Raw genomic sequence first — 25,283 nt, 5'->3', positions numbered from 1 at the left:
GTCGCTGAAAACATTTTATCACAGGGATGGAAGTGGCTTTTTCCTATTTACACAATTATATGGACTTAATCCAGCCAATCCTTCTACTCCTCATTAACAAGCACCCTCTAACTATCCACCCATAAAAAAAGCCGATCCGGAAAATCCAATGACTTTCCGGACGGACTTTATTTTACACAATCGAAGATAAATGATTTGGATCGAGTTGTTGCTTCGTTGAATTCCCAATCACCATATGCTATCACTTCTGAAAATCCGGCTTTCTTCAAAGATTCCCGAATGGCTTCCAGTGTCCTGAATTTCAACTGAATTTTTTCTCGAATGATGACTTCCTCAGTTTGTGCATAGGTAACCGTTTCATAAAATGTGAAGATATCGTCCTCGAGCCCGTCGTATGTTGTCCAGATTTCAAGGAGTTCTCCATTTTCCGGATGTACCGCGGCATCAGGTGTGTCGTCTTGCATCCAGGCGACCCAGGCTTTCGCTAATGGATTTCGTGTATCGAAGATGAAGTGGCCGCCGTCTTTCAGCGCCCGGTAAGCATCCGCGAGCACTTGCTGCCAGATGTCATCAGTCAGGAAGACTTGGGCGACATTGGCTGTCATGATGACTGTATCGTATGCATCCGTTGTCAAGTTCGCGCTATCTCCGACCACCCAGTTGATATGGCTAGCATGCTCTTTAATTCTTGCTGTCTCGATGGCTTCTTCGTTAGGATCGATGGCTGTTACTTCGTATCCTTGCTTGGCAAAATGTACGGTGAGCCTGCCTGTTCCGCATCCGAGATCTGCAAGTTGCTTCGTGTTTGATTTTTGTAGAAGGGAAAGGAAAAAATCATCATCTTTTCCCCATCGATTTAATTGATCATAAACAATTGGGATCATTGTGCAACCTGCTTTCTTTCTATATCTATTTCAGAGTTTCATTGGTGCCTTTTAATAAAGCTGAGATGTCTGCCGCACTGCTTGTCTTGACGGTAAGAAAATCCTGCTGGATCTTGGAACGTACATGTACGGTCAATTGTGATCTGGTGGGCTGGAATGCCAGCCAATTCGCACTGCTTTTTTACTGTCAGTTGATTGTCAATATGATATTTACCCGTCGATTCCTTGAAGAACATGTAGTCATCCGCATACCCCAGGTCTTTAAATTTTCTATAAACGTCTTCGTCTACCTCAAATTTCTCCTGGCTTAACGCTGCGCCGATTTGTACATGAATATCCGCCAGATTGCATTGCTCCGCTTGCTGTAGATGTTGAAACAATTTGAACGTAATTTCCTTTACCGTTCCTTGCCAACCGGAGTGAACGACTCCTATGAGGCCTGTCTTATCATTATAGAAAATCACCGGTACACAGTCGGCTGTGAAGCTGCAAAGTACAATACCTGCTTCGTACGTGTATAGAGCATCGGTATCCGGGATGGCATCCGAGTTATTCAAGGCACCTCGTCCTTTGTCCAACTGAGTGACTCGATGGAAGTTGGCGCTATGGGTTTGATTGGCACATACGAAGTCTTGGATTGAAACTTGTAGAAAGTCCGCCAGTTCTTTACGATTCTCCAAAACGTTGTTGCTATTTTGGCACACATGGAGCGCCATATTATTTGATTCGGCCAGTGGCTTGTCTTTCAAAGTTATGCCGGCCACGATATTTCCATTATCCATATAGATTTTTTTCATTTTCATCACCTTCTACTACTATATCGTCCCTCCCAAATATTGTGTAGGGCAAGCACCCGAAAAATGTTTTACATGTATTAAAAATCGCTTTTGGCAAAAGATAATAACGAATCATAACAGGTGCGGTGGGCAGGTTCACCTGAAGTTACCGGGTGAAATGCATAGTAGATGCTGCCGAACGTTAGAGGTTCACGATTTTCTAATCGAAGGAGGTGTCATGCATGAGTACGCTTTCACGGATCGCGCTTGCGTTAGTCATAATTGGTGCGTTGAACTGGGGTTTGATCGCTCTATTCCAATTTGATCTAGTCGCTACATTGTTTGGAGGCCAGGATGCATTTTTGTCTAGGGTGGTATATGGTTTAGTCGGTTTAAGCGGATTGATCTGTATTGGTCTTTTGTTCAAGCCGAATGAAGATACTGAAACGGCCCCGAGCCGTACGGACCGTCGTTTTTCTAATCCGAATTACGGAACTGAATTTGGTGAAGAACCGGATTTCAAAAAGGAAACAACTGAGAAAAAGACGGATCGCTCTGACGATAATTCCTATTAACAAAACGACAGCCACCCATATGCAGGGTGGCTGTTCATTATTGCATGGAAGTTCGAAAATCCTCCAGAGCGTCTTGTAAAACAGTGACACCCTGACTCATTGCCGACCCTCCACCGAGGGCTGCTGCGACACCGATCGCTTCCATCATTTCTTCCTCCGTGCTGCCGTTGTCCAGGCAGCCCTTCGTGTGATAGACGATGCAATGTTCGTTATGCGAGTACACGCTTATGGCAAGAGCGATGAGTTGTTTTTGCTTTTGATCCAGTGCGCCCGCTGCAAAGCTCGATTCAGTAAACGCATGGAACGTTCTTGCCACTTCCGGCAGTTTTTCTGAGAAGCTGCCCATTCCGACTTTGTACTCCTGCAAAACGGCTTCTGTATACGTGATTTCTTCCATGTGGTAGTCCCTCCTGTTCGAGGGTAGTATTTGCAGGATGGCAAAAGGCATGCATCTTATTTGAGAATGGACGCCAATTTAGTCTTCACGTTTTTCTTCTTTACGTTCTTGTTCCATCTTTTTGATCTCTTTCATATTTTCTTGGTATTCTTCTTCCACCTCAGAAGTGGCGGGAAGGAAGGATTCGCTATTGTAATCGACCCGCTTTCCATAACGGATCATTTCATAAATAATCATCCCGTTATTCGGTTTTCCGTCTACCGTGATCATAGGAACAACATCGAATAATACATAGTAAAATGCATAGAACACAAACCGATCCCAGAAAGTCTTGTATTCCTCACCCCATCCGTTAGCTACCAGCAAATTGATGAGGAGGGCAAGGGTTAAATTCATGAGAATCGGCCCCGAATAAATGCAAATATAGGCAAATTTGCTTTTACGTTTCAATCCATCATACGAAAACCAACTGTATAAGTGATAATACTTTCGGATATCGAGCATGCCGATTTTAAGAATACGGGGACCTGAGCCGATAGTGAGCCTCGGTTCAATTACCCCAAATAGCCAGCTGACGATCAAGTATCCCGACTCGCGAAGAAAGACAACGATAGGCAAGATGATGAAAGCCGATATGACGAGGGATACGAGATCAGAAAGTCCAAACATTTTATATCACATCCCAACTAAAACCGACAAAACATGGTTCATAAAATACCCGGAAGTGTTCGACTTGAACCCTACTCATGAAGATTGATGGGAAGTAGTTTATGCATAATGTGGAGAATATTTACTTGAAAAAAACATAGCAGGCGCGGATGTTGCTTGGGGGAGGGAACCATTATATTGGAGGACAGTCTTTTCATTGACACCTAAAAGGAAAAAGAGAAGAATGGGAGATATCTTATGATCGGAAGGAGACATTCGTATGGGAAGAATGAAATGGATGCTTGCGGTCGCGGCAATCTGTTTTCTTGTTGCTGGATGTACCAAGGCCAACGATGAGAACGGACAAACTGGTGATGTGAGTCAAGTCCCGGCGACAGAAGAACCAAATAATGCTGGAACAACGGACAGCAAAACGTCTTACCCTGACGCATCTAATTCAAAAGGGGAGACAGACTCACCGACCTCCGAAACCACAGTGGAAGACGAGCAAAAACAAATGGCGCTGGACATGTTGAATGGCCTGGCGGAGCGTGCCGAGGAAGGGAAAGTATATCAGCCTGACCAAGGTTTTATCATCGGAAAGACGACGAGGAAGGACGTATACAATGCGATAGGTGAACCAGAAGAAAAAAATCAGGGCTATGAGCACTATCATGGCTCAATGGGCAATCCTTCCGTCGCATTCAAATACAATGGGGACGGGGTTCTCCAGGAAGCCCGATATTTTGGAACAAATGTAGAACGCCAGACGAATCTTGGTGGGATCACCGAAGAGGATTTGACAGCGCAGCTTGGAAGGCCGGATGATATTCGAAAAATAGAAGCGACAGGCGAAAAGAATATACGCTATCATGTAGGAGAGTTCGAATTACAGTTCATTATCGGGGACAACGGGAAGCCTGATCATGTGAATTTGAAGAAATGGCAAGGGTGAAGGCAAGGGGGATTATGAATGGGAGTACTTTTTATTGCTATGTTTTTACTAGGAATAGGATTGTTATTCTACTCGAAGCTGGCCATGATCGAAGAACGGGTTAAGCGACAGGATAGATTGTTGGAACGGTTGTTGAAGCATATGGAAATTGAAACACCGGTCTCTGAGGAAGTACTTGCCTTACTAAGGAAAGGTAAGGAAGTGCAAGCCGTGAAAGAAGCGAGGGAAAGGTTCGGCTTGTCCTTACTGGAGGCTAAGCAGTATGTGGATCAATTGAAGGACAAAGCGTCAAAATACTAGTCAAACACAGGCCGCGGGAGATTCCCAGGCCTTTTTTATTATTACATTAGCTGACTAGGAGATGAATAAACGTTGTGTGTCCTTCATCTCCATTGCTTGGCGTGCAACAGTCTGTCACTTTTTCCGAAACGATCTAACGACAAAGAAAATCATAGTGCCGAATAGGACGGTGAGAAAGACCGGCAAAAAGGCGATGCCGATGGAATCAGCTTTGCGCAAGGCCAATTGGATGGAATTGAAACTGATATACGCAAAGAAAACTAGAATTTCATTTTTCATGATGTTTAGCAAAAGCCGTGAATTCTTGTATTGAAATTCAATATTGGACTCATTTAAATTCATGTAGTTGTGCCATTCTGGATGTTTCTCCAAAAAGGCCATGAACACAGTTAATAGGGCAGCAATGATTGGCAAAATGATCAATTCCCATTTGGAGCCCCATCGATCTATGTTGCCGGCTGCATCAAAATGGCCGGGCACTTGATCAGGAAGCTGGCCCCAAGCGTAGACAAGATAGCCGATCCACGAGATGAAAACGATGGAGCCAAGAAGATCAGCCACTTTTTCCAATAAGGTTTTTGGAATGTTTAGTTTCGGTCGTTTATACATAGAGGCACCCTCCAAAATTTTTCGATGTTAAATTTACGTAGAATAAGGACAAAGGTTTCATCAACTCCGCGCAAGGAAACCATGACAATCATCCAGTCTCTATTGTACGATAGAAAAAAAGGAGGATGTTTCGTGGTACATATTGGGATTATCGGTTTAGGGGCAATTGGCCAACGTTTGATCCAACAATTTTCAGCTCATGAGGATGTATCTGTAGTAGCTGTATGTGATCATTTGGAATCATTGGCAGAGGAAACAGCAAATCAATTAGGTGGAATTCAATTCTATACAGACTATAAGAGATTAATTGAAGACGAAAAAGTGGAGCTCGTTTATGTCGCGGTGCCGCCAAAATATCATCATGCTATTGTTATGGATGTGCTGCGCTCGAAGAAGCATGTACTCTGCGAGAAGCCGCTTGCGAACTCTGTGGAAGAAGCAGAAGAGATGATGCAAATGGCGAAAGAGGCGGGTGTAGTCCATGCGATGAATTTCCCGTTGAATTATGGTGCGGCGGCTGCGAAGTTTGCCGCGTTGATAAAAGAAGGCTATGTTGGACAAGTAAGACGCCTGCAGTTGATGATGCAGTTTCCGGAATGGCCGCGTGCCTGGCAGAAAAATGACTGGGTCGGCGGACGGGAACAAGGTGGCTTCGTCTTGGAAGTCGGCGTGCATTTCATCCAGCAGACATTGAAGATATTCGGAAATCTTTCCAATATCCAAACTCGGCTTGAGCTGCCTGCTGATCCTGACCGTTGCGAAACGGGCATTATCGCAACAGCTGAGCTGGCGGACGGCACGCCTGTGTTGATTGAAGGCATGAGTGGTATGGCCGGCAAAGAACATATCGGTTTTACGGCGTTTGGCACAGAAGGCGTCCTATCACTTGAGAACTGGGGCACGCTGCGCGGCGGTAAGACAGGCGAGCTGCTAGAAGAGATGGCAATTGAGGATGCAACTGCTCCACGACTGGTGGATGAGCTCGTGAAAGCGGTGAAAGGACAAGCCGCCGAGATTTATGATTTTGAGGTTGGCTATCGTTCTCAGGTTGTGCTGGAGGCTTTGCGGCAATAAACAAATGAAAATCCCCTGTTTTTGAAATAGGGGATTTTCATTATCGTTATTTAGTTTACGTAATCAAGAATGGAGTGGGTATGGTGGATTTATTTTCAATCATAAAAAAGGACAAGGAATATTGGCTTGTCGACCAAATAAAGCGGGATGGGGTACCGGAAGAAACGTATCTCAATGCGTTTAGAAGCCTGCTGGCGGAGTGGAGAGAAGGAGAAATTGGCTACTTATCGCTTTTGATGGATCCTGCTTATGCGAAGTGGCTTGTGGAACAAGGATTCCGCAATGTGTCTACGGTTGTCGAGTATACACGTAGCTTGGAGGAGGACTTCTCGGGGGACGCGGCCATCGAGGCTGATTCTTTAGCTGAGGGCTCCATGACAGACAGTGAATTTGCTGACCTGTATGAACGGTGCCGAAGCGGTTCGGCGAATAAAAACAACCTGTTTACGATTGCACAAGTGATGGAATCTCTTGAAAATGAATTGGGTCCTGAGTGGCGGTCACATTGTTTTATGTTCCGGCGGGAGAGCAAGCTGATCGGGCTAAGCATTCCGATTATTGAAGAAGGAACAAAGGATGAGGGACGCTTGTTTTATTTCGGAACGGTGCCGGAAGCTAGAGGCAAAGGATATGGAACAACCATGCATCGTATTTCGCTGGAGTTACTGAAGCGTATCGGTGCATCGTATTATGTCGGCAGTACGGACGAAGCCAATGAAAATATGATTCACATTTTTAAACGGAATGGTTGCACACTTCGGGATCGGAAAGGGATTTATCGAGTGGATATAAAATAAGTAAGTAACATGGATTCTCCTATGGTAAAGTAGATGGAAAGATTAGGAGGAATTGTATGTTTACATATCGGATTAACGAAGAGACAGAACTGAAATTGCTGGAGACGCGTCATGCTGAGCAGCTATTTGAACTCATGAACAAATCACGGGACAGTTTACGAGCGTGGCTGCCTTGGCTGGACTACAATCAAACGGTGGAGGATTCGAGAAAATTCATTGCAGGCACTTTGAAAAAGTATAGCGAGAACAACGGGTTTGAGGCTGGTATTTGGTTTCAAGGTGAGCTGGCGGGCGTGGTCGGCTTGCATGGCATTAACTGGGCGAATCGGTCAACATCCATCGGGTATTGGCTTGGAAAAGACTTTGAAGGGAAAGGCTTGATGACAAAATCCTGCCAAGCTGTCATTGATTATTGTTTCAATGAACTCGATCTGAATCGAATTGAAATTCGGGCTGCCGTGGAAAACCACAAGAGCAAGGCCATTCCGGAAAGACTCGGATTTGTAAAAGAAGGCCGCATTCGACAGGCTGAATGGTTGTACGATAAGTTTGTCGATCATGAAGTGTACGGGCGAATCAAAGCGGATACTTTAGCATAAAAGTGAGATGCTCAGTTCCATCCGCTATGGGAAGGAACTGAGCATCGTCATTCACCTGAAGGTCCGTCGGGTTGAGCAGGTTCCGTAGCAGGTTTCTTCTTCTTTTTACGAATGAAACTCCAGAGTGCAGCGATTCCGGCAATAATCAGGACGCCAAATTTTTTAGCAAATGCCAAAATAACAGCGAGCAAGCCAGCCTTTTTCGCTACCGCCAAACCGGTACCACCTAAAATAAGGGCGGATAGTCCATAGTTTGCGACTTTATCTGTTGATTTATCAAAATCGGTGTACTTATTTCCATCTGTAATATTGAGTTGAGATAAGATCTGATTTTGAAGGATTTGTTTGTCTGCTTCCCTGTTTTCAGGGTCTGTTACAAGAATGACCGAAATATTCCCTTCTCTCGTTAGTATCCTCGTATTATAGTTCAAGAAGGTTTCCTTATTATCATCTTCCAGCAATAAAGACCACGTCAAATTATGGGTATCTTCATCATAGAAAGGTTCAATATCCCAACCAGTTACATAATAGCGCTCGCCTGGCTCCCGGTCTTTGTTCGCTTCCTCTGCTCCCGCCTGATAGCTCTTCAGCAAAGCCTTTGCGTCGATTTTTTCATCATCTTTGATGTGTCCGGTCTCTTCATAATCGAAATAGACAGCCCACGTCTGTTCTTCATCCATCGAGTAAATACTACCGACTTCGTCACCAGAAACAGGATCCCCGTATTCCAGTGCCAGCTGCCTCGTGTCTTCTCCATCCAAGAAGAGAAAGTCAGGATCAAGGTCAACCGTTGCAATCTCGCCTAAGTCTACGGTTACTCCTCCTTCAATCCAGTTGTACTCATATTCAGCGTCTGCAGTCACGGTTGTACTTAAAATCATTAACAGTGCTGCGACCATAGCGGTCAAACGTTTCATGCTAAAAATCCTCCAAGCTTCTATGATATAAAAATATGTAGTGCTCAAGTGAAATGGAAATTGGAAGTACCAATCATTCCAAATGAAACCATTAACGATTATAGCAACAACTTTGAAAAAAGATATAACTTACATAATAATCACTGATAAATAAATAGTAATCCCTATAAAATATGGTGGATTCGTAGCTATTTTGATATGATTTTTTTCAAACTTTTGTAAAGAGGGGAGAGGAGAAGGCTTGAGATGAAAAGGATAGCCGTCGCTATCCTTTTTCATAGAGATTCATAATAGATACCAGGAATTGTTGCTCTTTTTCAGTAAAAGGATTGGGGAAATCAAGCGGCTCCGCCTGTTCAATTTGAGGGGAAATAGCATCTATGTCGCCCTTCATCGTTTTTTTCATAATGGCAGTTAAACGAGTAGCGATTTGTTGTGCTTCCTCAGAATCTGGAGAGATTTCCTCTTGTACTGCTACTTTAATAGCAGTTAGAATGTTCGTCCATTCTTTCTCCAGCTGGAGTTTCTCGCTATTATCAACTTCGTCGACTAATTCGCTCGGCAGGTGTTTGCTCAGCCAAGCCTCCGTTTCGTTTGCCAATATAAACATATGAAGCATGGAGCTGAAGACGGAAACATCTACAGTGGGTTCTTCTTCTACCACTCTTTTAAGATGTTCGAGGTTTGCAAGAATATCCTGAATATCTTTGAGCTGTGCTTCAAACGCTCTTTGTTGAAATTCAATTGAATCCATCATGACTTCTCGTGCAATATGTTTTTGCTCGATCATCTCTTTGATTTCCTTTAAGGGAAAACGTAAAAATTTTAATGCTTGAATTTGCTGAAGCTGATGCAGGTCGTCTGTGTCATACAGACGATGTCCACCTTCTGTGAAGTTGCTCGGTTGTAATAGGTGAATGCTGTCATAATAGCGGAGTGTGCGAACGCTGACTCCAGACTTTTTTGCGAATTCACCAATCGTGTACAGGACTGTTTCCAAAGGTACCCTCTCCTATTCTGTCTTGAAATAGCGAATAACCGGATACGAGAACTTCTTGCCCATCAAGGTGAAAATGGCGGCTACCAGGATGAGTATCGTTTCCAGTAGAATGAGCAGCAAGGCAACGGTAGCTGCAAAGGGCCAAACCTTAGCCAATACTCTAGTCAAAATGATGAAAATCGGAAAAAAAGTAAAGTGCAGATTCAAGCCTTCCTTTGCGTGATAGGTAAAGTAGCTGCTTTTCTTCCGGACTAGGAAATAAACGGCCAATGGCAGAAAAAAAGTGAGAAAGAGGGAAAGTATGTGCATGGCCGCAGCAAGCCAACGTTTCCTCATAGATACTTGTTTCAATTCATTCGTCTCCTCTACAAATTGTAGTCCCACAAGGAACTCAATTCCAATCGTAGAAGATGACGTAGGTGGAGATTCAAGAGCTTTGAAAGAAAATTATTGCTTCGAATTTTTTAAAATAACTTGATGCAAAAAGGAAGAACAAAAATAACGGTTCTTCCTTTTTGCGATTTTTGGAAAAGAGTCGAATTTATTTTGAGTACTTATTAGACAGTGCAAGGCAAATGGCATAAAACACTAACGCCAAAACATTCCGAGAGTTACAGCTACAGTGCTTGCCGTCGTCGAGTTCTTTTCGCTTGCCCGATAGTATTTGAGCATCAAATCACACACCTACAAAATATTGACCTACACTAAAATCTGTTCTACAATTAATATAACAAAAGTAAAAGTGAGTATTAGGTGTCGCGTATTTCTAGTTTGCCAAAAAGAAGTTTCAAAAGGAAAAGGGGGAGCATGTATGTTAACGATAAATAATCTTAGAAAAAGCTTTGGAGCCAACACGATATTACATGGGGTCGATCTGCAAGTTGAAAAAGGAGAGATTCTAGGTTTTGTCGGTGCCAATGGAGCGGGGAAAACCACGACGATCAATTGCATTACAGGCATTTTAGAACAGGACGGCGGAAACGTATCGATCAATGGGGTTTCCCAATCGGATTCCCTTCAGTATAAAAAACAATTTTATTATATTCCAGATACCATTCAGGTCTTTCAGAATGTCTCGGGCTATGATTGGATTCAATTCTTGCTGCCTTTATATGAGAAAAGAGACGATGCAAAACTAACTATGTATATCGAACGATTTGGCATGGAGACATCCATTCATAAACCGATGGGGTCCTATTCGTATGGAATGCTCCATAAGATGTCGCTCATCGCGGCCTTTACGATCCAGCCGCCGATCCTGATCATGGATGAACCGATGAATGGGTTGGATCCAAATGCCGTTGTAACATTTAAAGATTGTTTACGAGACTATGTGGATGCAGGAGGAACCGTTTTCTTTTCTACGCATTTACTGGACGTTGCCGAAAAGATTTGCAACTCGATCACCATTTTGAAGGGCGGCCGGATAATTTTGCATGAAGACATCGACAAACTGATGGCACAAGGTTCCCTTGAATCGATTTTCTTGGAGAAGCAGAAACATGAAGCATAATTACCCATTGCCTTTCTTTTTTGCTTCTTCTGCCTACACGATTCCAAAGCAAGTGATGGTGCGGGTCACGCTCCTGATTGCCCTTGCCTACTTGGCCGTTCAGATAGCGGTCCTGAATGTAGCTATCTATCACATCAGTACATTGCCCGTCTATCTATTTTATAATTTGGCGATTTCTATTGTCCTTGTCTATTTCCTGACGGTTTATTTCTCTGTCTCTGTCGTGTTCAGCTACCGTGAATATGGATTGATGGCATCGTTGCCGATTCAATCGCAACGGATCGTCAGTGCCAAAGTCATGAGCAGTTTACTGCTGCCTCTCCTCCTGACAACCGTTCTTCAAATACCTGCCTTGATTTTATTAATCTGGGGAATGAAATGGGCGGAGCTTGTAAAAACAATTTTGCTGTTGCCTACGTTACTCATCTTTACCGTCCTGCTGCTCCTATTCCTGTTGTCCTTAGTACAGCTCTGGCGCAGACATTTGACGACAATGGCTTCCTTGCTGTTGAATGGAATCGCTTCAATCGGGATTGCAGCAGTTTTTATTCTATGGGTGGTCACTAGCTCAAAAGTAAACGTAAAGGTCCTATGGTCAGACATATCCATGGACACGTTTTCTTCTATAGTCCAATTAATCGATACATTGATGACCCGCATTTATATGGCAGTGGGGCAAGTGCCAGTAGTAAAGCAAATCATCGGAATTTATACTGCCCCAGAAATATCGTTGCGCTTCCTGTTTATGCTCCTCTTGTTCTGGTTGGCTAGTTTTCTGTTGTATCAAGGGGCTGTTCAAAGTATGGCGCTGCACTACATGCAGAATGGCAGGAGAGAAATGGGTTCTTCGACATTCAGAAAATCGAAAGTGTATGCAGGGGATAATGAATGGCGGCGCTATCTTCAGAGGGAACGATGGGTGCTCCAGTCCGAACCATATTTTAAGCTACATGTACTTCTCAGCTTGGTCATGACACCTGTAATTTCAGTATGCTTGCTGCTGTCCGATCGGCAGCAATGGATTCCTACGGATCTGATGGAAGGCGGGTATGTAGAGATTGTATTTGCTTACGTCGTGCTTTTCATGAGCTGCATGAATAATACAAGCGGCACACCCTATTCCCGAGAGGGGAAGTATTATTATTTACTACAAGGGTTGCCATTCGATCAGAGGAAAATATACCTTTCAAAAGTTTTGGTCTCGTCCATAATTGGTGCCATATCGATCCTGATCAGCTATGCAGTTTTTCTTTTGACTGGTTACGCTACAATGCACTCGCTCCTGCTATTGGGTGTCGTTCTTTTATTAATGGTCAGTTATAATTTGCTGGCGCCGTTATATGATCGCAAGCATCCATTGACGGAATGGAAAAACCCTTCGGAAGCAGTTAAATCCAATCCGAATGTAATCTTCAGCCTTCTTTATAGTCTGCCGTTACTGCTGGCGTTATCAGGAATTCATTTCTACCTTTACACAGTTGCCATGCCTCATAGCATAACAACTGCTATAGTTCTTGGAGCGGTAGCGGTAATTAATCTATTCATTTTTAAAACTGATTTTACATGATAAAAAATATTTACTGTGTTCAGAAATTTATTGATGGCAAATTAAAGTTGGTAGAACTTCCTTGTTAATCAGCTAATTAAATATGCAATATTTATAAAGCTTGTCATGACTTGTATGGAAAGGGGCACTCGGTGGAACTTACCTCTCGCGGAGAAAGCAAAGCAAAATAGCATGAGCAATAAAGGAGACTATAAGACAACGCTTGCATCGAATTCCTTCACGTGACTATCAACCGAATCTAACCCTATGAATTTGAAAGGGTGAAAAAAGTCGCGGAAAAAATGTGCTAGAACTTCTCTACATTTCCATAAAAGTAAATAGAACAAAGCACGGTAGGGAAACTCCCCACTTGTGTGTGTGTGTGCATTAGTATTCCCTGAGCACATAGACAAATTATATTATACAGAAGGCTATATAAATAACAGAATGTTGTAATCTCAGACCTTAATTTGATAGCTCTAGTGACTTAAAATTCTGCTGAACTGACTTAGTTCATATGAAATTTATGACTCGAACTTTCAACTACTATCTTATTAAAACCAGTTCAGCAAAAATAGCATACAGCCAATCGTCGGCATAATACCGACAATTGGCATCTCAACATGCAATATTTACTGACTAAATTAAGATAATCTGTGAAGAGAACTTATCAGGTATGTGACAACAATTATTTAAGTTATATTACACTATGCTCGATTAACAATTGATTTGTAGCGAATTCTCTGTACATAGCATGATTTTCTATTAATTCATCATGGGTACCGCTACCAATAATTCGCCCATTGTCTATTAAGATGATTTTATCTGCGTGCTTAATCGTGGATAGTCGATGAGTAATAATCAGTGTAGTTCTTCCAACCATTAAATTGTTTAATGCTTTCTGAACAATTGCCTCTGAAGTTGAATCCAAACTTGACGTAGCCTCATCTAGCATTAACAATTGTGGATTTCTTAATAAAACTCTTGCAATTCCAATTCTCTGGCGTTGTCCTCCAGAAAGTTTTACCCCTCTTTCACCAACATAAGTATTGTATTTGTCTGTCATTTTTTCTATGAACTCATCTGCATAAGCTAACTTTGCAGCCTTTGCAATATCTTCATCTGTTACATCTCTTTTAACTCCATAAGCAATATTTTCTTTTATTGTACCAGCAAAAATTGTTGTATCTTGTGAAACATATCCAATATTATCTCTCCAAGAATTGATAGAATATGTGTTTATATTTTTTTTCCCAATTTTAATGGCACCTTTGATTGGTTCATAGAATCTTTCTAGTAAAGAAAAAATAGTTGTCTTACCACTTCCACTTGGTCCAACAATTGCGGTAACCTTTCCAGGATCAATATCAAAGGTTATATTCTTTAAAATTTGCTCATTACTATTGTATTCAAAGTAAACATTTTCATAGGTAATTTTTTCGTTTATATTTTTTAGCTCTTGTACTGACATATATAATTCTTCTTGTTCGCCTAGTAAATTAGAAATGTTTTCAGTTGCACCCTTAGCTTTCTGCAACTGATTAAAGAATATTGTGAATTGAGACATTGGACCCATCATTTGAAATAAATACAATACAAACGCTACTAGTTCCCCAGCAGACAAAGATCCGGTTGAAACTTGGAGACTACCATATATTATTACCATAGATATACTTAATATATGAAGGAAACTAAGAATAGGAGAGATTATCGCTATTAATTTCCCTTCTTTGATACTGAATTTAAAAAGTTCGGCTACATCTTTACTCCCTCGTTTATATTCTTCCAACTCCATATTGGATGATTTTATCAGTTGAATCATAGAAAGACCTTGCATTATTGTGGCTGAAAACTTCGCCAATTCATTTTGATATCCAATAGTTATATTGTACATTTTTTTACTTAAAGGTAATATCAAGAAGAAGGAAATTATTATAGATAAAAGTACTATCACCGTCATTTCCCAGTTCAGTATAAACAATATTATGGTTGATCCAAGAGTGATTATCACGCCAGTCACAAAGTCTACCAAATGATTTGTGACTATACCTTTAATGACTAGAGTATCATTAACTATTCTACTAACCAATTCACCAGTCTTATTATTATTATAAAACTGTAGTGGCAGCTTTAAATACTTTTTCCATAATTGACTCCTAAAATTAGCTACCACTTTTTGCCCTATGTATGTAAGTAAATATAATGAGACTCCACCCAACATTCCTTGGACAATAAAAAAACTTACTATTAATAATAGAGTAGATGAAGTAAAAGTAATACTCTCGAAATTATCAATTAAATATTTAATCATTAAGGGCATCAATAGACTTAAAAACGTACTTATAATACTTAATAAAAAGGCAACGATTATAAGAAATTTTGGAGGCTTACTATTTATTATAAGTGTGAAAAAGTTTTTCCAACTATTCTTTTTTGAAGGTTTAATCAAGTAATGTCCTCCTCATACAGATACTGATGAAATGGTCGATACTTCATTGCTAAAAATATTCGTCAGAATTTTATTGAGATCACTATATTTAAGAAGGTCAATATCCGATTTTAAATTTTCTGAGCACTCGTAATTTATATCTTTGTATCCACTTATATTTAAAAGAAAACTCTTACCTCTATCAAACATAATGTTAGAGGGGTTTTCTGAATTAAAAAGTATTTGTGTCTTTAAGACTTCTTTCATCATGTTAAAACTCTCTAAACTTATTCCCTTTTCAAGGATCCTATCATACTCCCTATAAAGGATATCGGTTATTACCGCAATATTTTCTGGCTTATGAGTTGAACAAGAAATTAATACAATTCCTCCTTCTTCGAAGGAATAAGAAAGGCAGTTTACATTGTATACTAAACCCTTGTCTTCTCTAAGTTTTTGATTTAGGATTGATGATGAATGATATCCTAATATATTAGTTAGAATATTATAAAGCATAATTTTTTTATTGGAGTATTCTATACCTGGAAATGCATGGGATATAGTGTTTACATTCCTATTATTTTGTCTTTTTAAATTGATCTGTTTATAGTTGTTAATTTTTTCAATAGAATAGATCTGGGAGTTATCGGAATCTGGAAACTCATTAATTCGCTGCTCTAAAATATTATTAATTTTATCACTATCTATATTTCCAGCAATACTCAATACTTTGTTTCTTTTCAAAATATCTATATGCTTTAGTTGTAAATAATTTTGTTCGAAATTTTTTATATTGTTTTTTGTTCCTAGTATTGTTCTTGACAAAGGGTGCGATTCCAACATAGTATTCATCAATTTATTTTGACATTGGATTTCCTCGTTGTTTTCATAATTCCACAATTCATTTAATACAACTTGTTTTTCAAGTTTGATATCGGTCTCAGAAAAACAAGGATATAAAACAATGTCTAATATTGTGTTAATTAGAATTTCTTGATAATTACTCAGTATTTTTCCATGAATACATATATATTCCTTTGTAGTATAAGCATTTACATATCCGCCTAGTTCTTCTACAATTATTTTAGAATTTCTGTTTTTTTTATTTGTTCTAAATAGCATATGTTCAATAAAATGAGATATCCCTGAATCTTCCTCTGTTTCATTTTTAGATCCGAATTTAATAAATAACCCCACGGATATAGAATTATAATAATCTTTGTGATAAGTTAAAACATCTAATTTTTTTAACCTCTTCAAATTTAATCCTCCTTTAATTTATGGGAATAGAACTAGTTTATTGAAGTTTGGACAATCACTTACTTTTTTTCCGTAAATAACCGAATCGCTAATATCGTTATAATTAATCGGTGACATATGAGGATAGCCTTCTGGAGAAAAGACTTTAACTATTTTTGTTCTAAATCCTTTGTAAAAACACGGAATAAGTGAACAGTATATTTTTATTTTCAAGTTATTCTCAATTACAGGTATAAGTAAATTTAAATCTCTTATAGGAGTAGATTGAACATTCGCAAACTTCCTATTGTCTTTAAATAAATATGCATATTCGGCAATTAGTTGTTGTGGATTATACTTCTCGAAATTTTCGAAATAATAATCCACATCATCTCCATAATCAAAGTTATCTTCATAGTAATCAACATTATTCTTGTTATGTTTATAGCTAGCTCCTTGCACCATTTCCTGTAAAGTCGAAGCTATAGCTTCCTCTATTGTAAAAGCGGCTGAGAGCCCGGCTATCTTATGATAAATTCCTATTCCTAAACCAAATACAACCTTAATAGTAGGGTCTAACGAAATTTCAAATAAGTATAGCTTATCGACGAATTGGTTTAAGGTGTGGGAGTAGTTAGCGATATATTCATTATTAAAGCTATCTAGATCAATTAATTTTCCACTTGACTTGGTAAGCCAATTAAAAATATATGATTGTCTTTCAAAAAACTCAAGAAAAGCACTTTCTATAGCTTGTTTTGAATTTAAATGCGATGCTACGCCACATGAGTCTGAAAATTCTGCACCCCTTGCGAATACAATATCTCCAGCAGGAAAAGAAGCTTCCTCTCCAGTAATTAGTCGGAATGCTTTCATATTATCTTTCGAACTCTTATAATTATAGAATAAAGACTGTCGTTCTATAAATTCACCAATCGCAGGCTTAATAACCTCATTGATTTTTAATCCAGCGTTTTGTCCCTGTAAACTGGAGGAAACTTTTGCAGACACAGCACCTACAATGATTTGATTAGAAAATGTAGACCTTTCTACTGTAAATTTATTTCTTATATATGGAGCTTTCTTATTATCATATATCATGAATTCACAACCTTTTTATATAATCATACACTCAGGGATTCTCTTTAAATCTATCTCACTCAAATTTATAGTTTCTTTATTAATTGGTTTTTCTAAATCTATAGCTCTTTTGAGTGGGATGTGATTAAATAAATCCCTAGAAAATACCAATACAACTTTATTTGCCTCCTTAACAGTAGTATTTAGCCGTACGACATTTAGCTCTTTAATCCAGCTCGGTAACGATTCTACTAAAAGGTTAATATTATTTTTTGAGTTACTATTTGGGCATTGTTTAATGCTTATTTCTTTCATACTAAAATCTCGTAAGTAATCTATGAATTCTATGTGATGTTTTAGTGTGAAGTCATTATATGGATTAGCAATTCTCTCAAAATCATTTTTCCACATTAATAAATATGCTTCTTCTATAGAAGCTAATAAACAATTGGTCTTGTTTAATCCACCCGAAATACCAGTCGAATATACTAAATCTTTATCATTATGGATTATAGTGATATATGTGATGAAAGGTGATAAATAATCCACTTCAAAAATTTCAACAGAATAGCCTTCTTTCATCAGCATATTCAAATATTTATTTTCAAAATTCAAGATTACTTTCTTTCCTTTTAATCCATACCAAAAGAGAAATAGACAATTTTTTTCTAACAATTCGTTGGTTGCTTTATATATTGTGTCATGACTATTGTAATAACTTGCAGTACCGGTAGTATCGGAAAAAAATTTTTTGTCAATACTGTACGTTGTGTACTTTTTAGAAATAGTCCCTATCTCACTGGTAACTAAATTATAATATTCAACCTCATTTCTTTCATTACTATAACCACCTGCCATTAGAGCTCTACGTTCAATTGCTTCATTAAAACTTTTCAATGTGGACACTTTAGATGATTTATCAATAGCATTACTCCCAGTAGGTCCAATAAGGTTATCTACCAATAAATTTCCCCAATAAATATAAGTAAGCTTAGGATCACTACTATATAAATTGCTTGGATAATTAAAAAATGCCTGATTATATTTTATGAACTTCATATTAATTCACTACTTTTCCAAACCATTGTATTAATACAACAGGAGCGTTTCGAACATTCATTCCTGATAAGAAAGTAAATGCGTTATCGTCATATCCTGACCAACATACCTGTCCTATTTTATCCATTTCTATACAACTTTCTTTAAAACTTTGTGCTGCTAGCCCTACCTCTATTAATGCATGTCGATATCCACGTCGTTGGTATTTACCAATTGCTCTCTTCATATCTATTGAGTAGCCAATACAATATTTTGAAATCATTCTTTTACTCTCAGTAATTTTGGTAATAGTATTATTTATTTCGTTTAATTCAGTTTGTGTATATGATTTTATCTGGCGCAAAGTATTTCTTTGAGTATTTAATACGTATACGCCTGCTCCTATATCTAAACCATTAATTGAATTTTCCTCAAACAAATAAATTAGTGGAATAACTGGATAGAGGGCTCCAGCAGAAGGATATCTTTTAGAAGTACTTTCTTTATTTCTCCCAAATGAATTATAAATCAATTCAGAGAACTCATTTACACCTAAATTCTCAGATGTAAAATCTCTCTCGCTCCCATTAAAATTCTTCTTGTTTTCTATACTTAGTTTTATTTCTTCTTTATAAACATTTGGTAAGATATCCGTGTATTCTACATTAAGCAACCATTGATCTAACTCAGGATTCATATTATCAGAAGTATCTCTAACTATTCGTGTACTGCTTTGATGAAACTTTATTGTGTCTTCTAGTATTTTTAAGTTTAAAATTTTTTCAATGCCATAATCCCAATGTGGAGTTTTATCAGATATTGTTTTATTCATAGCAATCACACAGCTCCCAGTGAATACTAAAATCTTTTGTAGTTGATTGAGAATGAATGTCAATTAAAGTTGACTCGTTAATTTCAAAACCGGAAAACATAGATAAATCAACATTTTTATTTCTAAATATAAATTTATTTATCATTCGATACATTTCAGTGGAAAGCTCCAATATATCTTTGCCTTCTAATTTAATCTCAGTGTTAAAGGATGCATCTTCGTGGTACAAAATATCTATTAATTGCTGATAAGTTATGTTTCCATTAATTGCCACTCTGAGTTGTGTTTCTAAGTTCTTGATATTGCAAATGTGACAGGGATTTTTCCATTCGTTTCTATATAGGTTGTCTATGAAAATATTGTTATTGTACGTATAAGACATTAATAGTACTGAATTTGCTTTTTGAACCTTTTCTACTATCGTCTTTGCTAATACTTGATCATAAGGATTTAAAAAACAGCAAATTAAATCATCTTCGCTAAGATTTAAACTGTTGAAATCGTTTGTAAATTCTACTTTGAGATTTCTTTGTATAAAATCCTCGTGTACAATAGATCGAAATAGGTCTAAAAATTTTTTATCATTTGTAAAGACTTTGACTTGCTTGATTCTAAAATCGATACCTCTTTCAATTTCTATTATTTTATAATTTAATAGAAAATCAATTGCGCTATCTGAATCGTTTGAAAAAAAAGACTCAATTTCACTGATTAGTAAACTTTTATTAATACTTCTATCATCTATACGTTTTATAAATTCAATCATTTTAGGATTAGTGATTCTTACGATCCCTTGTTTAGTTTGGACTACTACCTCTCCGTTCGGTAAAACGTGGTATACAAAATTAGTTATATTATATTTCTGTATTTGCATAGTCTTCATCAACATTCACCTCATTTGATATTTTTTTAAGTAAATTGTGGAAGTTGGATACGACAACTTCCACATTCTATTTTTTAAACTTTTTTTGCTTGTGATGACCCACACATGGCGCAACATGGATTTATTGGGCCAGGGTATCTATCCGAGTAAAAAAGTTCTTCTGCAGTAAGTACACTAACACCAAAGCCAGAATCGTTAGTGAATACACTAGTGTTATATTCCTTAGCTGGTTTTTCAGTATTAGGTGGAATAATTGAAGATGGTTGTTGAATCTTATATTTTATCCTACTTTTCCAATTTTCTTACAATAACAGCTTGCTATTCAGTATCTATGACGATATTCAGACTTTCTTTGCTTGTGACGATCCACACTTGGCGCAACATGGGTTTGTTGGATCAGGATACCTATCAGAATGAAAAAGTTGTTCTGCAGTTAGTACACCAACACCAAAGCCAGAATCATTAGTGAATGCATTAGTGTTATATTCCTTAGCTGGTTTTTCAGTAGTAGGCGGAATAATTGAAGATGGTTGATGAATCATATATTTTCCTCTCCTTTTTCATTGTTAGATAATATCAGTTTCTATTCAGTATTTAGGACAATATCACTTTCTTTGCTTGTGACGATCCACACATTGAACAACATAGAGATAGTGCAGGAACAGGGTTCCTTCCCGAATGAAAAAGTTCTTCTGCAGTAAGTACACCAACACCAAAGCCAGAATCGTTGGTGAATGCATTATTGTTATATTCCTTAGCTGGTTTTTCAGTAGTAGGTGGAATAATTGAAGATGGTTGTTGTATCATATATTCTCGCCTCCTTTTCCAATTTTTAGATAATACCAGTTTACTATTTAGTATCTAGGGCGAAATTCAAGACTTGCTTTGCTTGTGACGATCCACACACTCCGCAACAAAGTTGATTTCCTTTGCAGGAGTATGTTGGAGGTGGGTTAGAACTTGCATGAAAATTTTCTACAGTAAGTACCCCAACACCAAAACTAGGAGCAATGGTGAATTCGTTTTTTAGATATTCTTTAGCTGGTTTTTCAGTAGTAGGTGGAATAATTGAAGATGGTTGTTGAATCATATATTCTTTCCTCCTTTTCCAATTGTTAGATAAATGAGTATCTAGAACGATATTCAGACTTGCTTTGCTTGTGACGATCCACACACTGCACAACAAAGTTGACTTCCTTTGCAGGAATATGTTGGAGGTGGGTTAGAACTTGCATGAAAATTTTCTACAGTAAGTACCCCAACACCAAAACCAGGAGCATTGGTGAATTCGTTTTTTATATAATCCTTAGCTGGTTTTTCATTTGAAGGTGGGGTTGAATTCGGATATTGAGTCATATGTTTTCACCTCCTTTTTTGGTAGTCATATATTGTCGATTAAATATTTTTTATAATTGGACAACTATATGCATCTAGTATATTACCATTAAATTGTATTATTGCAAGTGGTGGATTTGAAAATTTAGTAATTAATTATGTTTTTTTGAATATAACTAATTATTCATTTTATCAAGTAGTTTTTGACATCTGATAATGATTTTTCCCTTTCTTTTCCATGATTTCATTTCTTCTTGTTGAATTATTGCAATAAAAAAGCGTATATTTTATTTTCCGTCTCTTATATAAATTGAATTTCTTGGCATCGTGGAGCGGGTCGGGAGTTCAGTAATTTACTTACAGAAATGCAGGAATGAGATTAGATGTAGGGTTTAATGAATGGGGTATATTCCCAGGAAATGATAGGTCCTCAACTTCAACTGTATTTTAAGTCTTAGATTTAAGAAAGGTGTCGACCTCAGCTTTAAATGGCTTCCAACTGAATTGTTGGAAGAAGAGGGTGAGAATTTATTTACCTATATCCTTGTTACTCGGAGGATACATAAATTACGAAGGGTATACCATAAACAGTAAAGATTATTTAGGTATGTATATATAGAGTGGCATACAATTGAAGGAAGATATCCCCAATTTCATCTTTAATCTTCTGGATGGTCTGCCTTTACTGTAGTTCTTATCGGAGTGGCATTTTCGTTTGCTTTTGACTTCCTTGCTGATAAGTAATTTAATTGGAACAGTTCCTGTTCATAGTAGTTGTGGGTGATCTATTGATTTTGAAGTTGATGGTGGGTAATAAAAAGCCTGCAACCGATGTTCTCGGTTGCAGGCCATTTATTATTTTGTATAGTTGTCAAAATACCCTTGAATGAAGACGATAGGCGTTCCTTTGTCTCCACTGCCGGACGTTAAGTCCGAGAGAGAACCGATCAAGTCCGTCAATTTCCGTGGCGTTGTGCCTTGGGCCGCCATGGAACCGACGAGGTCGGATTCTTTGTTCTCGATGTATTCGGCAATCGCTTTTTTCGCTTCTTCTCCGCGAAGGTTGGCAAATTCATTGTCTGCCAAATATTTAAGCTTGATTTCATTTGGCGTTCCATCAAGACCTGCTGTGTAAGCTGGAGAGACGACAGGGTCTGCGAGTTCCCAAATCTTGCCGACTGGATCTTTGAAAGCACCGTCTCCATAAATCATGACTTCGACAGTTTTGCCTGTTTTCTCTTTCAACATCGATTGGATTGTGTCGACGACAGGCTGGCAGTTGCGTGGGAAGAGCTTGACGCTGTCTTCCGTCGATTTGTTGGAGCCGAGCAGTCCATATGCTTCGTTATAGCCACTTCCTTCAATGGATTCGGAGAGGATGTTATCCAAGCTGTATACTTTTTCTCCGCCATTCGCTTTTAAAATGCGTTTCGTTCTGAATCGGGAATGGATATCACAAGTAAGGACATTTTTTGTATAGTCTAAAATTGTTTTGGCATGGTTGGAGAAAATGATTTCGCACTCCACACCGTATTCTTCAACGATGGATTTATAGTAGTCGATGTAATCGACGCCAGTGAATGTATGTTTATTGTAGCCAAAGTGCTCACGGAATTCTGATTCCGTCAGTACGTCTGTCCATGGGTTAATGCCTTTTTCATCAAGCGTGTCGATATCAACCAAGTGGTTGCCGACTTCGTCCGATGGATAGCTAAGCATCAATACAATTTTTTTCGCTGCTCCTTTTGCAATGCCGCGAAGGACGATTGCGAAACGATTACGGCTTAAAATAGGGAAAATGACTCCGAATGTATCATCGCCGAATTTTGATTGAACATCTTGTGCAATATGATCGATTGTCGCGTAATTTCCTTGAGCCCGGGCAACGATAGATTCTGTTACCGTAACAATGTCTCTGTCTTGGATTGTGATTCCTTCGACTTCTGCAGCTTTTAATACAGTATCTACTACGATTTCTTCGATTTGATCGCCTTTATTAATGATTGGGCTACGAAGACCTCTTACAACCGTTCCGACTACTCGTTCCACTCAAATCGCTCCTAACGCTTTTTTGATTTTCAATCTACTTGTACTATACAACGGTAACTGATATAAGTAAAATTAATATATGTAATAATGGGTATAAGGAGGGGTTATATGGTTAGTAAATTAGATTTGTATCGTATTTTTAGCATCGTCGGCAAGAATCAAAGCTTTTCCAAGGCCGCACGAGTGCTTTATATGACACAACCGGCAGTGAGCCAGGCGATCATGCAGCTCGAAAATGAACTCGGTACAAGGCTGTTCAACCGGACGCCAAAAGGAGTCACACCGACGACTGAAGGAACCCTTCTTTTGGAGTATGTTAACTCTGCCATCAATTTAATCGAAATCGGTGAAGAAAAGATGGCGGAATTTAAAAATCTTACGACTGGTGAACTCCGGGTCGGGGTTGGCGATACGATATCTAAATATTTTTTACTTCCCAAGCTGGAAGCCTTCCGAAATCGTTATCCGAGCCTTAAATTAAAAATTGTCAATGGCACGACAGATGAACTGATTGCGTATTTAAAGTCTGGAGAGGTGGACATTGGCATCTGTAATTTACCGATTTACGACGCATCGCTGCATGTCACGCCATGTCTTGATATCCATGACACATTTGTTTACGGGGAGAAGTACCAAAAGCTGCTTGCAAGACCGATCGATTTTCAAGAGCTTGCGAAGCTTCCATTGATTTTCTTGGAGCCCAATTCAAATTCACGGAAGTATGTCGAGGAATTTTTACTCGCCAAAGGGGTGAAAATCTCACCGGAATTCGAACTCGGTTCCCATGATCTCGTGGTGGAATTTGCGCGCATCAATATGGGGATTGCCTGTGTGACGAAGGAATTTACGGAGGATTATTTAGAGCGAGGAATTCTTCGCGAAGTTCAGTTTACTGAGCAGATTCCCCCACGCAGCATCGGTGTCTGTTCCTTGAGAAGCGTTCCTCTTTCTCCGGCATCGACGAAGTTTGTGGAGTTGATTGAAAGGTAGTTTGTTTACATTCAGACAGTAATAAATAATGTAAAGAGCTTATCGATCGCTTTTTGCGTGAGATGAGCTTTTTCAATAGACGCGAAGATAAGTTTTTAGATTTAGGAGTTAACGGAAAATAATTACCAGTAAAATATTTGACATATTCTACTAGTGGGTTATTATATATTTAGATTATTCTATAATCTGAATGTTGAATTTGGGGGTGTAGTGGTGAAAAAATTTACAATGGCTTGTTTTACATTTGTAACTGCAATCATATTTTCAATGTCACACAATCCTAACAGTGCAAGTGCATTTGAAGGTTCTTCAGTTGATGTGCAACAGAGTACCAAATGGATTTCGGACTATGTAGTATCTACTGGAAAAAACCTTGCTCCAGCTTATTATTATTACTCATCTGGAGGTTATCACGGATGGCTGACCCTTCAATATGGCGGAGGAACAAAAGGTAATTTCTACGGAGTGTATGCGGGAACAGTTTATCCACAAGGAACACCTGTCCCAGCTCCATTTAGTTCTTCAATTGAAGAAAAGTAAAGAATACTTTTGGGTGTGAAAGACTCCCTTCTATTTTAGCTCACAATAGAAGGGCAGACTTGTTATCTGCGACTCAAATGCATATTCACAAAGGGGAGAATAGTAAAATGAACAGCAGTTTATCAGGGGGTGAAGCCGCTGAAGGTTATTCAATTTGAATTGAAAAAAATCTGGCGTCAGAAAAAAATAGTAGTAATAGTTGTTTTGATTTCCTTACTGACAATTGGTCTATATGTTCAAGCCAGCAACCCGCCAACTACATTTCAGGAACGTTCCTTG

At 38.6% G+C, this 25,283-nt stretch carries 29 protein-coding genes; 10 read left to right on the top strand and 19 right to left on the bottom strand.

Annotated features, from left to right (window positions below):
- Positions 1 to 167: 167 nt before the first annotated feature.
- Positions 168 to 884: a class I SAM-dependent methyltransferase gene (locus NCCP2222_RS06755; protein ID WP_248510820.1), complete on the bottom strand. Its 717-nt coding sequence runs from the start codon at positions 882 to 884 to the stop codon at positions 168 to 170.
- Positions 885 to 922: 38 nt separating this feature from the next.
- On the bottom strand, positions 923 to 1,681 hold the full coding sequence (pgeF, locus tag NCCP2222_RS06750) for a peptidoglycan editing factor PgeF (protein WP_375709165.1): 759 nt from the start codon (positions 1,679 to 1,681) through the stop codon (positions 923 to 925).
- Between the two features lie 221 nt (positions 1,682 to 1,902).
- On the opposite strand from pgeF, the gene NCCP2222_RS06745 reads away from it, so the two are divergent.
- On the top strand, positions 1,903 to 2,235 hold the full coding sequence (locus NCCP2222_RS06745; RefSeq protein WP_248510818.1) for a DUF378 domain-containing protein: 333 nt from the start codon (positions 1,903 to 1,905) through the stop codon (positions 2,233 to 2,235).
- A 37-nt stretch (positions 2,236 to 2,272) separates the two neighbouring features.
- Here NCCP2222_RS06745 and NCCP2222_RS06740 read toward each other — a convergent pair whose 3' ends face one another.
- Positions 2,273 to 2,632, bottom strand: a complete 360-nt coding sequence (locus NCCP2222_RS06740) for a carboxymuconolactone decarboxylase family protein (protein ID WP_248510816.1) — start codon at positions 2,630 to 2,632, stop codon at positions 2,273 to 2,275.
- Positions 2,633 to 2,710: 78 nt separating this feature from the next.
- Positions 2,711 to 3,301 (bottom strand): hypothetical protein, encoded by a 591-nt coding sequence (locus NCCP2222_RS06735; protein ID WP_248510814.1) that lies wholly within the window; start codon positions 3,299 to 3,301, stop codon positions 2,711 to 2,713.
- 259 nt (positions 3,302 to 3,560) lie between these two features.
- On the opposite strand from NCCP2222_RS06735, the gene NCCP2222_RS06730 reads away from it, so the two are divergent.
- Together NCCP2222_RS06730 and NCCP2222_RS06725 are read left to right on the top strand one after the other, a co-directional pair.
- A complete protein-coding gene (locus NCCP2222_RS06730) occupies positions 3,561 to 4,235 on the top strand; it encodes a YjgB family protein (protein ID WP_248510800.1) in 675 nt (224 codons plus the stop codon).
- Positions 4,236 to 4,253: 18 nt separating this feature from the next.
- On the top strand, positions 4,254 to 4,535 hold the full coding sequence (locus NCCP2222_RS06725; RefSeq protein ID WP_248510798.1) for a hypothetical protein: 282 nt from the start codon (positions 4,254 to 4,256) through the stop codon (positions 4,533 to 4,535).
- Positions 4,536 to 4,649: 114 nt separating this feature from the next.
- On the opposite strand, the gene NCCP2222_RS06720 is transcribed toward NCCP2222_RS06725, so the two are convergent.
- A complete protein-coding gene (locus NCCP2222_RS06720; protein WP_248510795.1) occupies positions 4,650 to 5,144 on the bottom strand; it encodes a DUF1648 domain-containing protein in 495 nt (164 codons plus the stop codon).
- A gap of 132 nt (positions 5,145 to 5,276) precedes the next feature.
- On the opposite strand from NCCP2222_RS06720, the gene NCCP2222_RS06715 reads away from it, so the two are divergent.
- From NCCP2222_RS06715 to NCCP2222_RS06705, 3 genes are all read left to right on the top strand, one after another.
- Positions 5,277 to 6,218, top strand: a complete 942-nt coding sequence (locus NCCP2222_RS06715; RefSeq protein ID WP_248510793.1) for a Gfo/Idh/MocA family protein — start codon at positions 5,277 to 5,279, stop codon at positions 6,216 to 6,218.
- A gap of 83 nt (positions 6,219 to 6,301) precedes the next feature.
- A complete protein-coding gene (locus tag NCCP2222_RS06710; RefSeq protein WP_248510791.1) occupies positions 6,302 to 7,015 on the top strand; it encodes a GNAT family N-acetyltransferase in 714 nt (237 codons plus the stop codon).
- 56 nt (positions 7,016 to 7,071) lie between these two features.
- A complete protein-coding gene (locus tag NCCP2222_RS06705) occupies positions 7,072 to 7,614 on the top strand; it encodes a GNAT family N-acetyltransferase (RefSeq protein ID WP_248510789.1) in 543 nt (180 codons plus the stop codon).
- A 47-nt stretch (positions 7,615 to 7,661) separates the two neighbouring features.
- Here the strand turns inward: NCCP2222_RS06705 and NCCP2222_RS06700 are convergent, their stop codons facing one another.
- From NCCP2222_RS06700 to NCCP2222_RS06690, 3 genes are all read right to left on the bottom strand, one after another.
- Positions 7,662 to 8,531: a DUF2167 domain-containing protein gene (locus tag NCCP2222_RS06700; RefSeq protein WP_248510787.1), complete on the bottom strand. Its 870-nt coding sequence runs from the start codon at positions 8,529 to 8,531 to the stop codon at positions 7,662 to 7,664.
- A gap of 265 nt (positions 8,532 to 8,796) precedes the next feature.
- Positions 8,797 to 9,531: a MerR family transcriptional regulator gene (locus tag NCCP2222_RS06695; protein ID WP_248510785.1), complete on the bottom strand. Its 735-nt coding sequence runs from the start codon at positions 9,529 to 9,531 to the stop codon at positions 8,797 to 8,799.
- A 12-nt stretch (positions 9,532 to 9,543) separates the two neighbouring features.
- The gene (locus NCCP2222_RS06690) at positions 9,544 to 9,882 is read right to left on the bottom strand and encodes a magnetosome magnetite crystal formation protein family (RefSeq protein WP_248510783.1); all 339 of its coding nucleotides are present in this window, start codon (positions 9,880 to 9,882) and stop codon (positions 9,544 to 9,546) included.
- A 460-nt stretch (positions 9,883 to 10,342) separates the two neighbouring features.
- On the opposite strand from NCCP2222_RS06690, the gene NCCP2222_RS06685 reads away from it, so the two are divergent.
- Both NCCP2222_RS06685 and NCCP2222_RS06680 read left to right on the top strand, forming a co-directional pair.
- On the top strand, positions 10,343 to 11,044 hold the full coding sequence (locus NCCP2222_RS06685) for an ABC transporter ATP-binding protein (RefSeq protein WP_248510782.1): 702 nt from the start codon (positions 10,343 to 10,345) through the stop codon (positions 11,042 to 11,044).
- Positions 11,034 to 12,611 carry a hypothetical protein gene (locus tag NCCP2222_RS06680; RefSeq protein WP_248510781.1) on the top strand — a complete coding sequence of 526 codons (1,578 nt, stop codon included), beginning with the start codon at positions 11,034 to 11,036 and terminating at the stop codon, positions 12,609 to 12,611. Before NCCP2222_RS06685 ends, NCCP2222_RS06680 begins: the two co-directional genes overlap by 11 nt.
- 676 nt (positions 12,612 to 13,287) lie before the next feature.
- On the opposite strand, the gene NCCP2222_RS06675 is transcribed toward NCCP2222_RS06680, so the two are convergent.
- The 11 genes from NCCP2222_RS06675 to NCCP2222_RS06625 form a co-directional block, all read right to left on the bottom strand.
- Positions 13,288 to 15,039, bottom strand: coding sequence for an ABC transporter ATP-binding protein (locus NCCP2222_RS06675; RefSeq protein ID WP_248510780.1), 1,752 nt, complete (start codon positions 15,037 to 15,039; stop codon positions 13,288 to 13,290).
- 12 nt (positions 15,040 to 15,051) lie between these two features.
- On the bottom strand, positions 15,052 to 16,278 hold the full coding sequence (locus NCCP2222_RS06670) for a M16 family metallopeptidase (protein WP_248510779.1): 1,227 nt from the start codon (positions 16,276 to 16,278) through the stop codon (positions 15,052 to 15,054).
- 18 nt (positions 16,279 to 16,296) lie between these two features.
- The gene (locus tag NCCP2222_RS06665) at positions 16,297 to 17,358 is read right to left on the bottom strand and encodes a YcaO-like family protein (protein WP_248510778.1); all 1,062 of its coding nucleotides are present in this window, start codon (positions 17,356 to 17,358) and stop codon (positions 16,297 to 16,299) included.
- 15 nt (positions 17,359 to 17,373) lie between these two features.
- Positions 17,374 to 18,396, bottom strand: a complete 1,023-nt coding sequence (locus tag NCCP2222_RS06660; protein ID WP_248510776.1) for a hypothetical protein — start codon at positions 18,394 to 18,396, stop codon at positions 17,374 to 17,376.
- A gap of 1 nt (position 18,397) precedes the next feature.
- The gene (locus NCCP2222_RS06655) at positions 18,398 to 19,207 is read right to left on the bottom strand and encodes a nitroreductase family protein (RefSeq protein WP_248510774.1); all 810 of its coding nucleotides are present in this window, start codon (positions 19,205 to 19,207) and stop codon (positions 18,398 to 18,400) included.
- Positions 19,200 to 20,090, bottom strand: coding sequence for an McbB family protein (locus tag NCCP2222_RS06650; protein ID WP_248510772.1), 891 nt, complete (start codon positions 20,088 to 20,090; stop codon positions 19,200 to 19,202). The genes NCCP2222_RS06655 and NCCP2222_RS06650 overlap by 8 nt, the downstream gene beginning before the upstream one ends.
- A gap of 341 nt (positions 20,091 to 20,431) precedes the next feature.
- Positions 20,432 to 20,632: a hypothetical protein gene (locus NCCP2222_RS06645; protein WP_248510770.1), complete on the bottom strand. Its 201-nt coding sequence runs from the start codon at positions 20,630 to 20,632 to the stop codon at positions 20,432 to 20,434.
- Between the two features lie 52 nt (positions 20,633 to 20,684).
- Entirely contained in the window at positions 20,685 to 20,897 is a 213-nt protein-coding gene (locus NCCP2222_RS06640) for a hypothetical protein (RefSeq protein WP_248510768.1), read from the bottom strand.
- Positions 20,898 to 20,940: 43 nt separating this feature from the next.
- The gene (locus NCCP2222_RS06635) at positions 20,941 to 21,180 is read right to left on the bottom strand and encodes a hypothetical protein (RefSeq protein WP_248510766.1); all 240 of its coding nucleotides are present in this window, start codon (positions 21,178 to 21,180) and stop codon (positions 20,941 to 20,943) included.
- A gap of 53 nt (positions 21,181 to 21,233) precedes the next feature.
- A complete protein-coding gene (locus NCCP2222_RS06630) occupies positions 21,234 to 21,446 on the bottom strand; it encodes a hypothetical protein (RefSeq protein WP_248510763.1) in 213 nt (70 codons plus the stop codon).
- Positions 21,447 to 22,280: 834 nt separating this feature from the next.
- Complete coding sequence (locus tag NCCP2222_RS06625) at positions 22,281 to 23,474, bottom strand: coenzyme F420-0:L-glutamate ligase (RefSeq protein WP_248510761.1); 1,194 nt, start codon at positions 23,472 to 23,474, stop codon at positions 22,281 to 22,283.
- Between the two features lie 108 nt (positions 23,475 to 23,582).
- Between NCCP2222_RS06625 and NCCP2222_RS06620 the strand changes: the two genes are divergently transcribed.
- Both NCCP2222_RS06620 and NCCP2222_RS06615 read left to right on the top strand, forming a co-directional pair.
- Complete coding sequence (locus NCCP2222_RS06620) at positions 23,583 to 24,464, top strand: LysR family transcriptional regulator (protein WP_248510759.1); 882 nt, start codon at positions 23,583 to 23,585, stop codon at positions 24,462 to 24,464.
- Positions 24,465 to 24,677: 213 nt separating this feature from the next.
- On the top strand, positions 24,678 to 25,004 hold the full coding sequence (locus NCCP2222_RS06615; protein ID WP_248510757.1) for a hypothetical protein: 327 nt from the start codon (positions 24,678 to 24,680) through the stop codon (positions 25,002 to 25,004).
- Positions 25,005 to 25,283: the final 279 nt, after the last annotated feature.

Origin of the sequence: Sporosarcina sp. NCCP-2222, from assembly GCF_023168145.1 — a bacterium.
In the GTDB taxonomy this organism is placed as follows: Bacteria; Bacillota; Bacilli; order Bacillales_A; family Planococcaceae; genus Sporosarcina.
This window is presented reverse-complemented; position numbering and strand designations above follow the sequence as displayed.

What these genes read in the sequence shown, in the direction of transcription:
- NCCP2222_RS06700 (WP_248510787.1), bottom strand. Translation starts at nt 8,531, where the DNA reads ATGAAACGTTTGACCGCTATGGTCGCAGCACTGTTAATGATTTTAAGT.
- NCCP2222_RS06745 (WP_248510818.1), top strand. Translation starts at nt 1,903, where the DNA reads ATGAGTACGCTTTCACGGATCGCGCTTGCGTTAGTCATAATTGGTGCG.
- pgeF (WP_375709165.1), bottom strand. Translation starts at nt 1,681, where the DNA reads ATGAAAAAAATCTATATGGATAATGGAAATATCGTGGCCGGCATAACT.
- NCCP2222_RS06705 (WP_248510789.1), top strand. Translation starts at nt 7,072, where the DNA reads ATGTTTACATATCGGATTAACGAAGAGACAGAACTGAAATTGCTGGAG.
- NCCP2222_RS06665 (WP_248510778.1), bottom strand. Translation starts at nt 17,358, where the DNA reads ATGATATATGATAATAAGAAAGCTCCATATATAAGAAATAAATTTACA.
- NCCP2222_RS06650 (WP_248510772.1), bottom strand. Translation starts at nt 20,090, where the DNA reads ATGAAGACTATGCAAATACAGAAATATAATATAACTAATTTTGTATAC.
- NCCP2222_RS06640 (WP_248510768.1), bottom strand. Translation starts at nt 20,897, where the DNA reads ATGATACAACAACCATCTTCAATTATTCCACCTACTACTGAAAAACCA.
- NCCP2222_RS06735 (WP_248510814.1), bottom strand. Translation starts at nt 3,301, where the DNA reads ATGTTTGGACTTTCTGATCTCGTATCCCTCGTCATATCGGCTTTCATC.
- NCCP2222_RS06660 (WP_248510776.1), bottom strand. Translation starts at nt 18,396, where the DNA reads ATGAAGTTCATAAAATATAATCAGGCATTTTTTAATTATCCAAGCAAT.
- NCCP2222_RS06645 (WP_248510770.1), bottom strand. Translation starts at nt 20,632, where the DNA reads ATGATTCATCAACCATCTTCAATTATTCCGCCTACTACTGAAAAACCA.
- NCCP2222_RS06655 (WP_248510774.1), bottom strand. Translation starts at nt 19,207, where the DNA reads ATGAATAAAACAATATCTGATAAAACTCCACATTGGGATTATGGCATT.
- NCCP2222_RS06620 (WP_248510759.1), top strand. Translation starts at nt 23,583, where the DNA reads ATGGTTAGTAAATTAGATTTGTATCGTATTTTTAGCATCGTCGGCAAG.
- NCCP2222_RS06635 (WP_248510766.1), bottom strand. Translation starts at nt 21,180, where the DNA reads ATGATTCAACAACCATCTTCAATTATTCCACCTACTACTGAAAAACCA.
- NCCP2222_RS06630 (WP_248510763.1), bottom strand. Translation starts at nt 21,446, where the DNA reads ATGACTCAATATCCGAATTCAACCCCACCTTCAAATGAAAAACCAGCT.
- NCCP2222_RS06730 (WP_248510800.1), top strand. Translation starts at nt 3,561, where the DNA reads ATGGGAAGAATGAAATGGATGCTTGCGGTCGCGGCAATCTGTTTTCTT.
- NCCP2222_RS06680 (WP_248510781.1), top strand. Translation starts at nt 11,034, where the DNA reads ATGAAGCATAATTACCCATTGCCTTTCTTTTTTGCTTCTTCTGCCTAC.
- NCCP2222_RS06685 (WP_248510782.1), top strand. Translation starts at nt 10,343, where the DNA reads ATGTTAACGATAAATAATCTTAGAAAAAGCTTTGGAGCCAACACGATA.
- NCCP2222_RS06720 (WP_248510795.1), bottom strand. Translation starts at nt 5,144, where the DNA reads ATGTATAAACGACCGAAACTAAACATTCCAAAAACCTTATTGGAAAAA.
- NCCP2222_RS06740 (WP_248510816.1), bottom strand. Translation starts at nt 2,632, where the DNA reads ATGGAAGAAATCACGTATACAGAAGCCGTTTTGCAGGAGTACAAAGTC.
- NCCP2222_RS06755 (WP_248510820.1), bottom strand. Translation starts at nt 884, where the DNA reads ATGATCCCAATTGTTTATGATCAATTAAATCGATGGGGAAAAGATGAT.
- NCCP2222_RS06725 (WP_248510798.1), top strand. Translation starts at nt 4,254, where the DNA reads ATGGGAGTACTTTTTATTGCTATGTTTTTACTAGGAATAGGATTGTTA.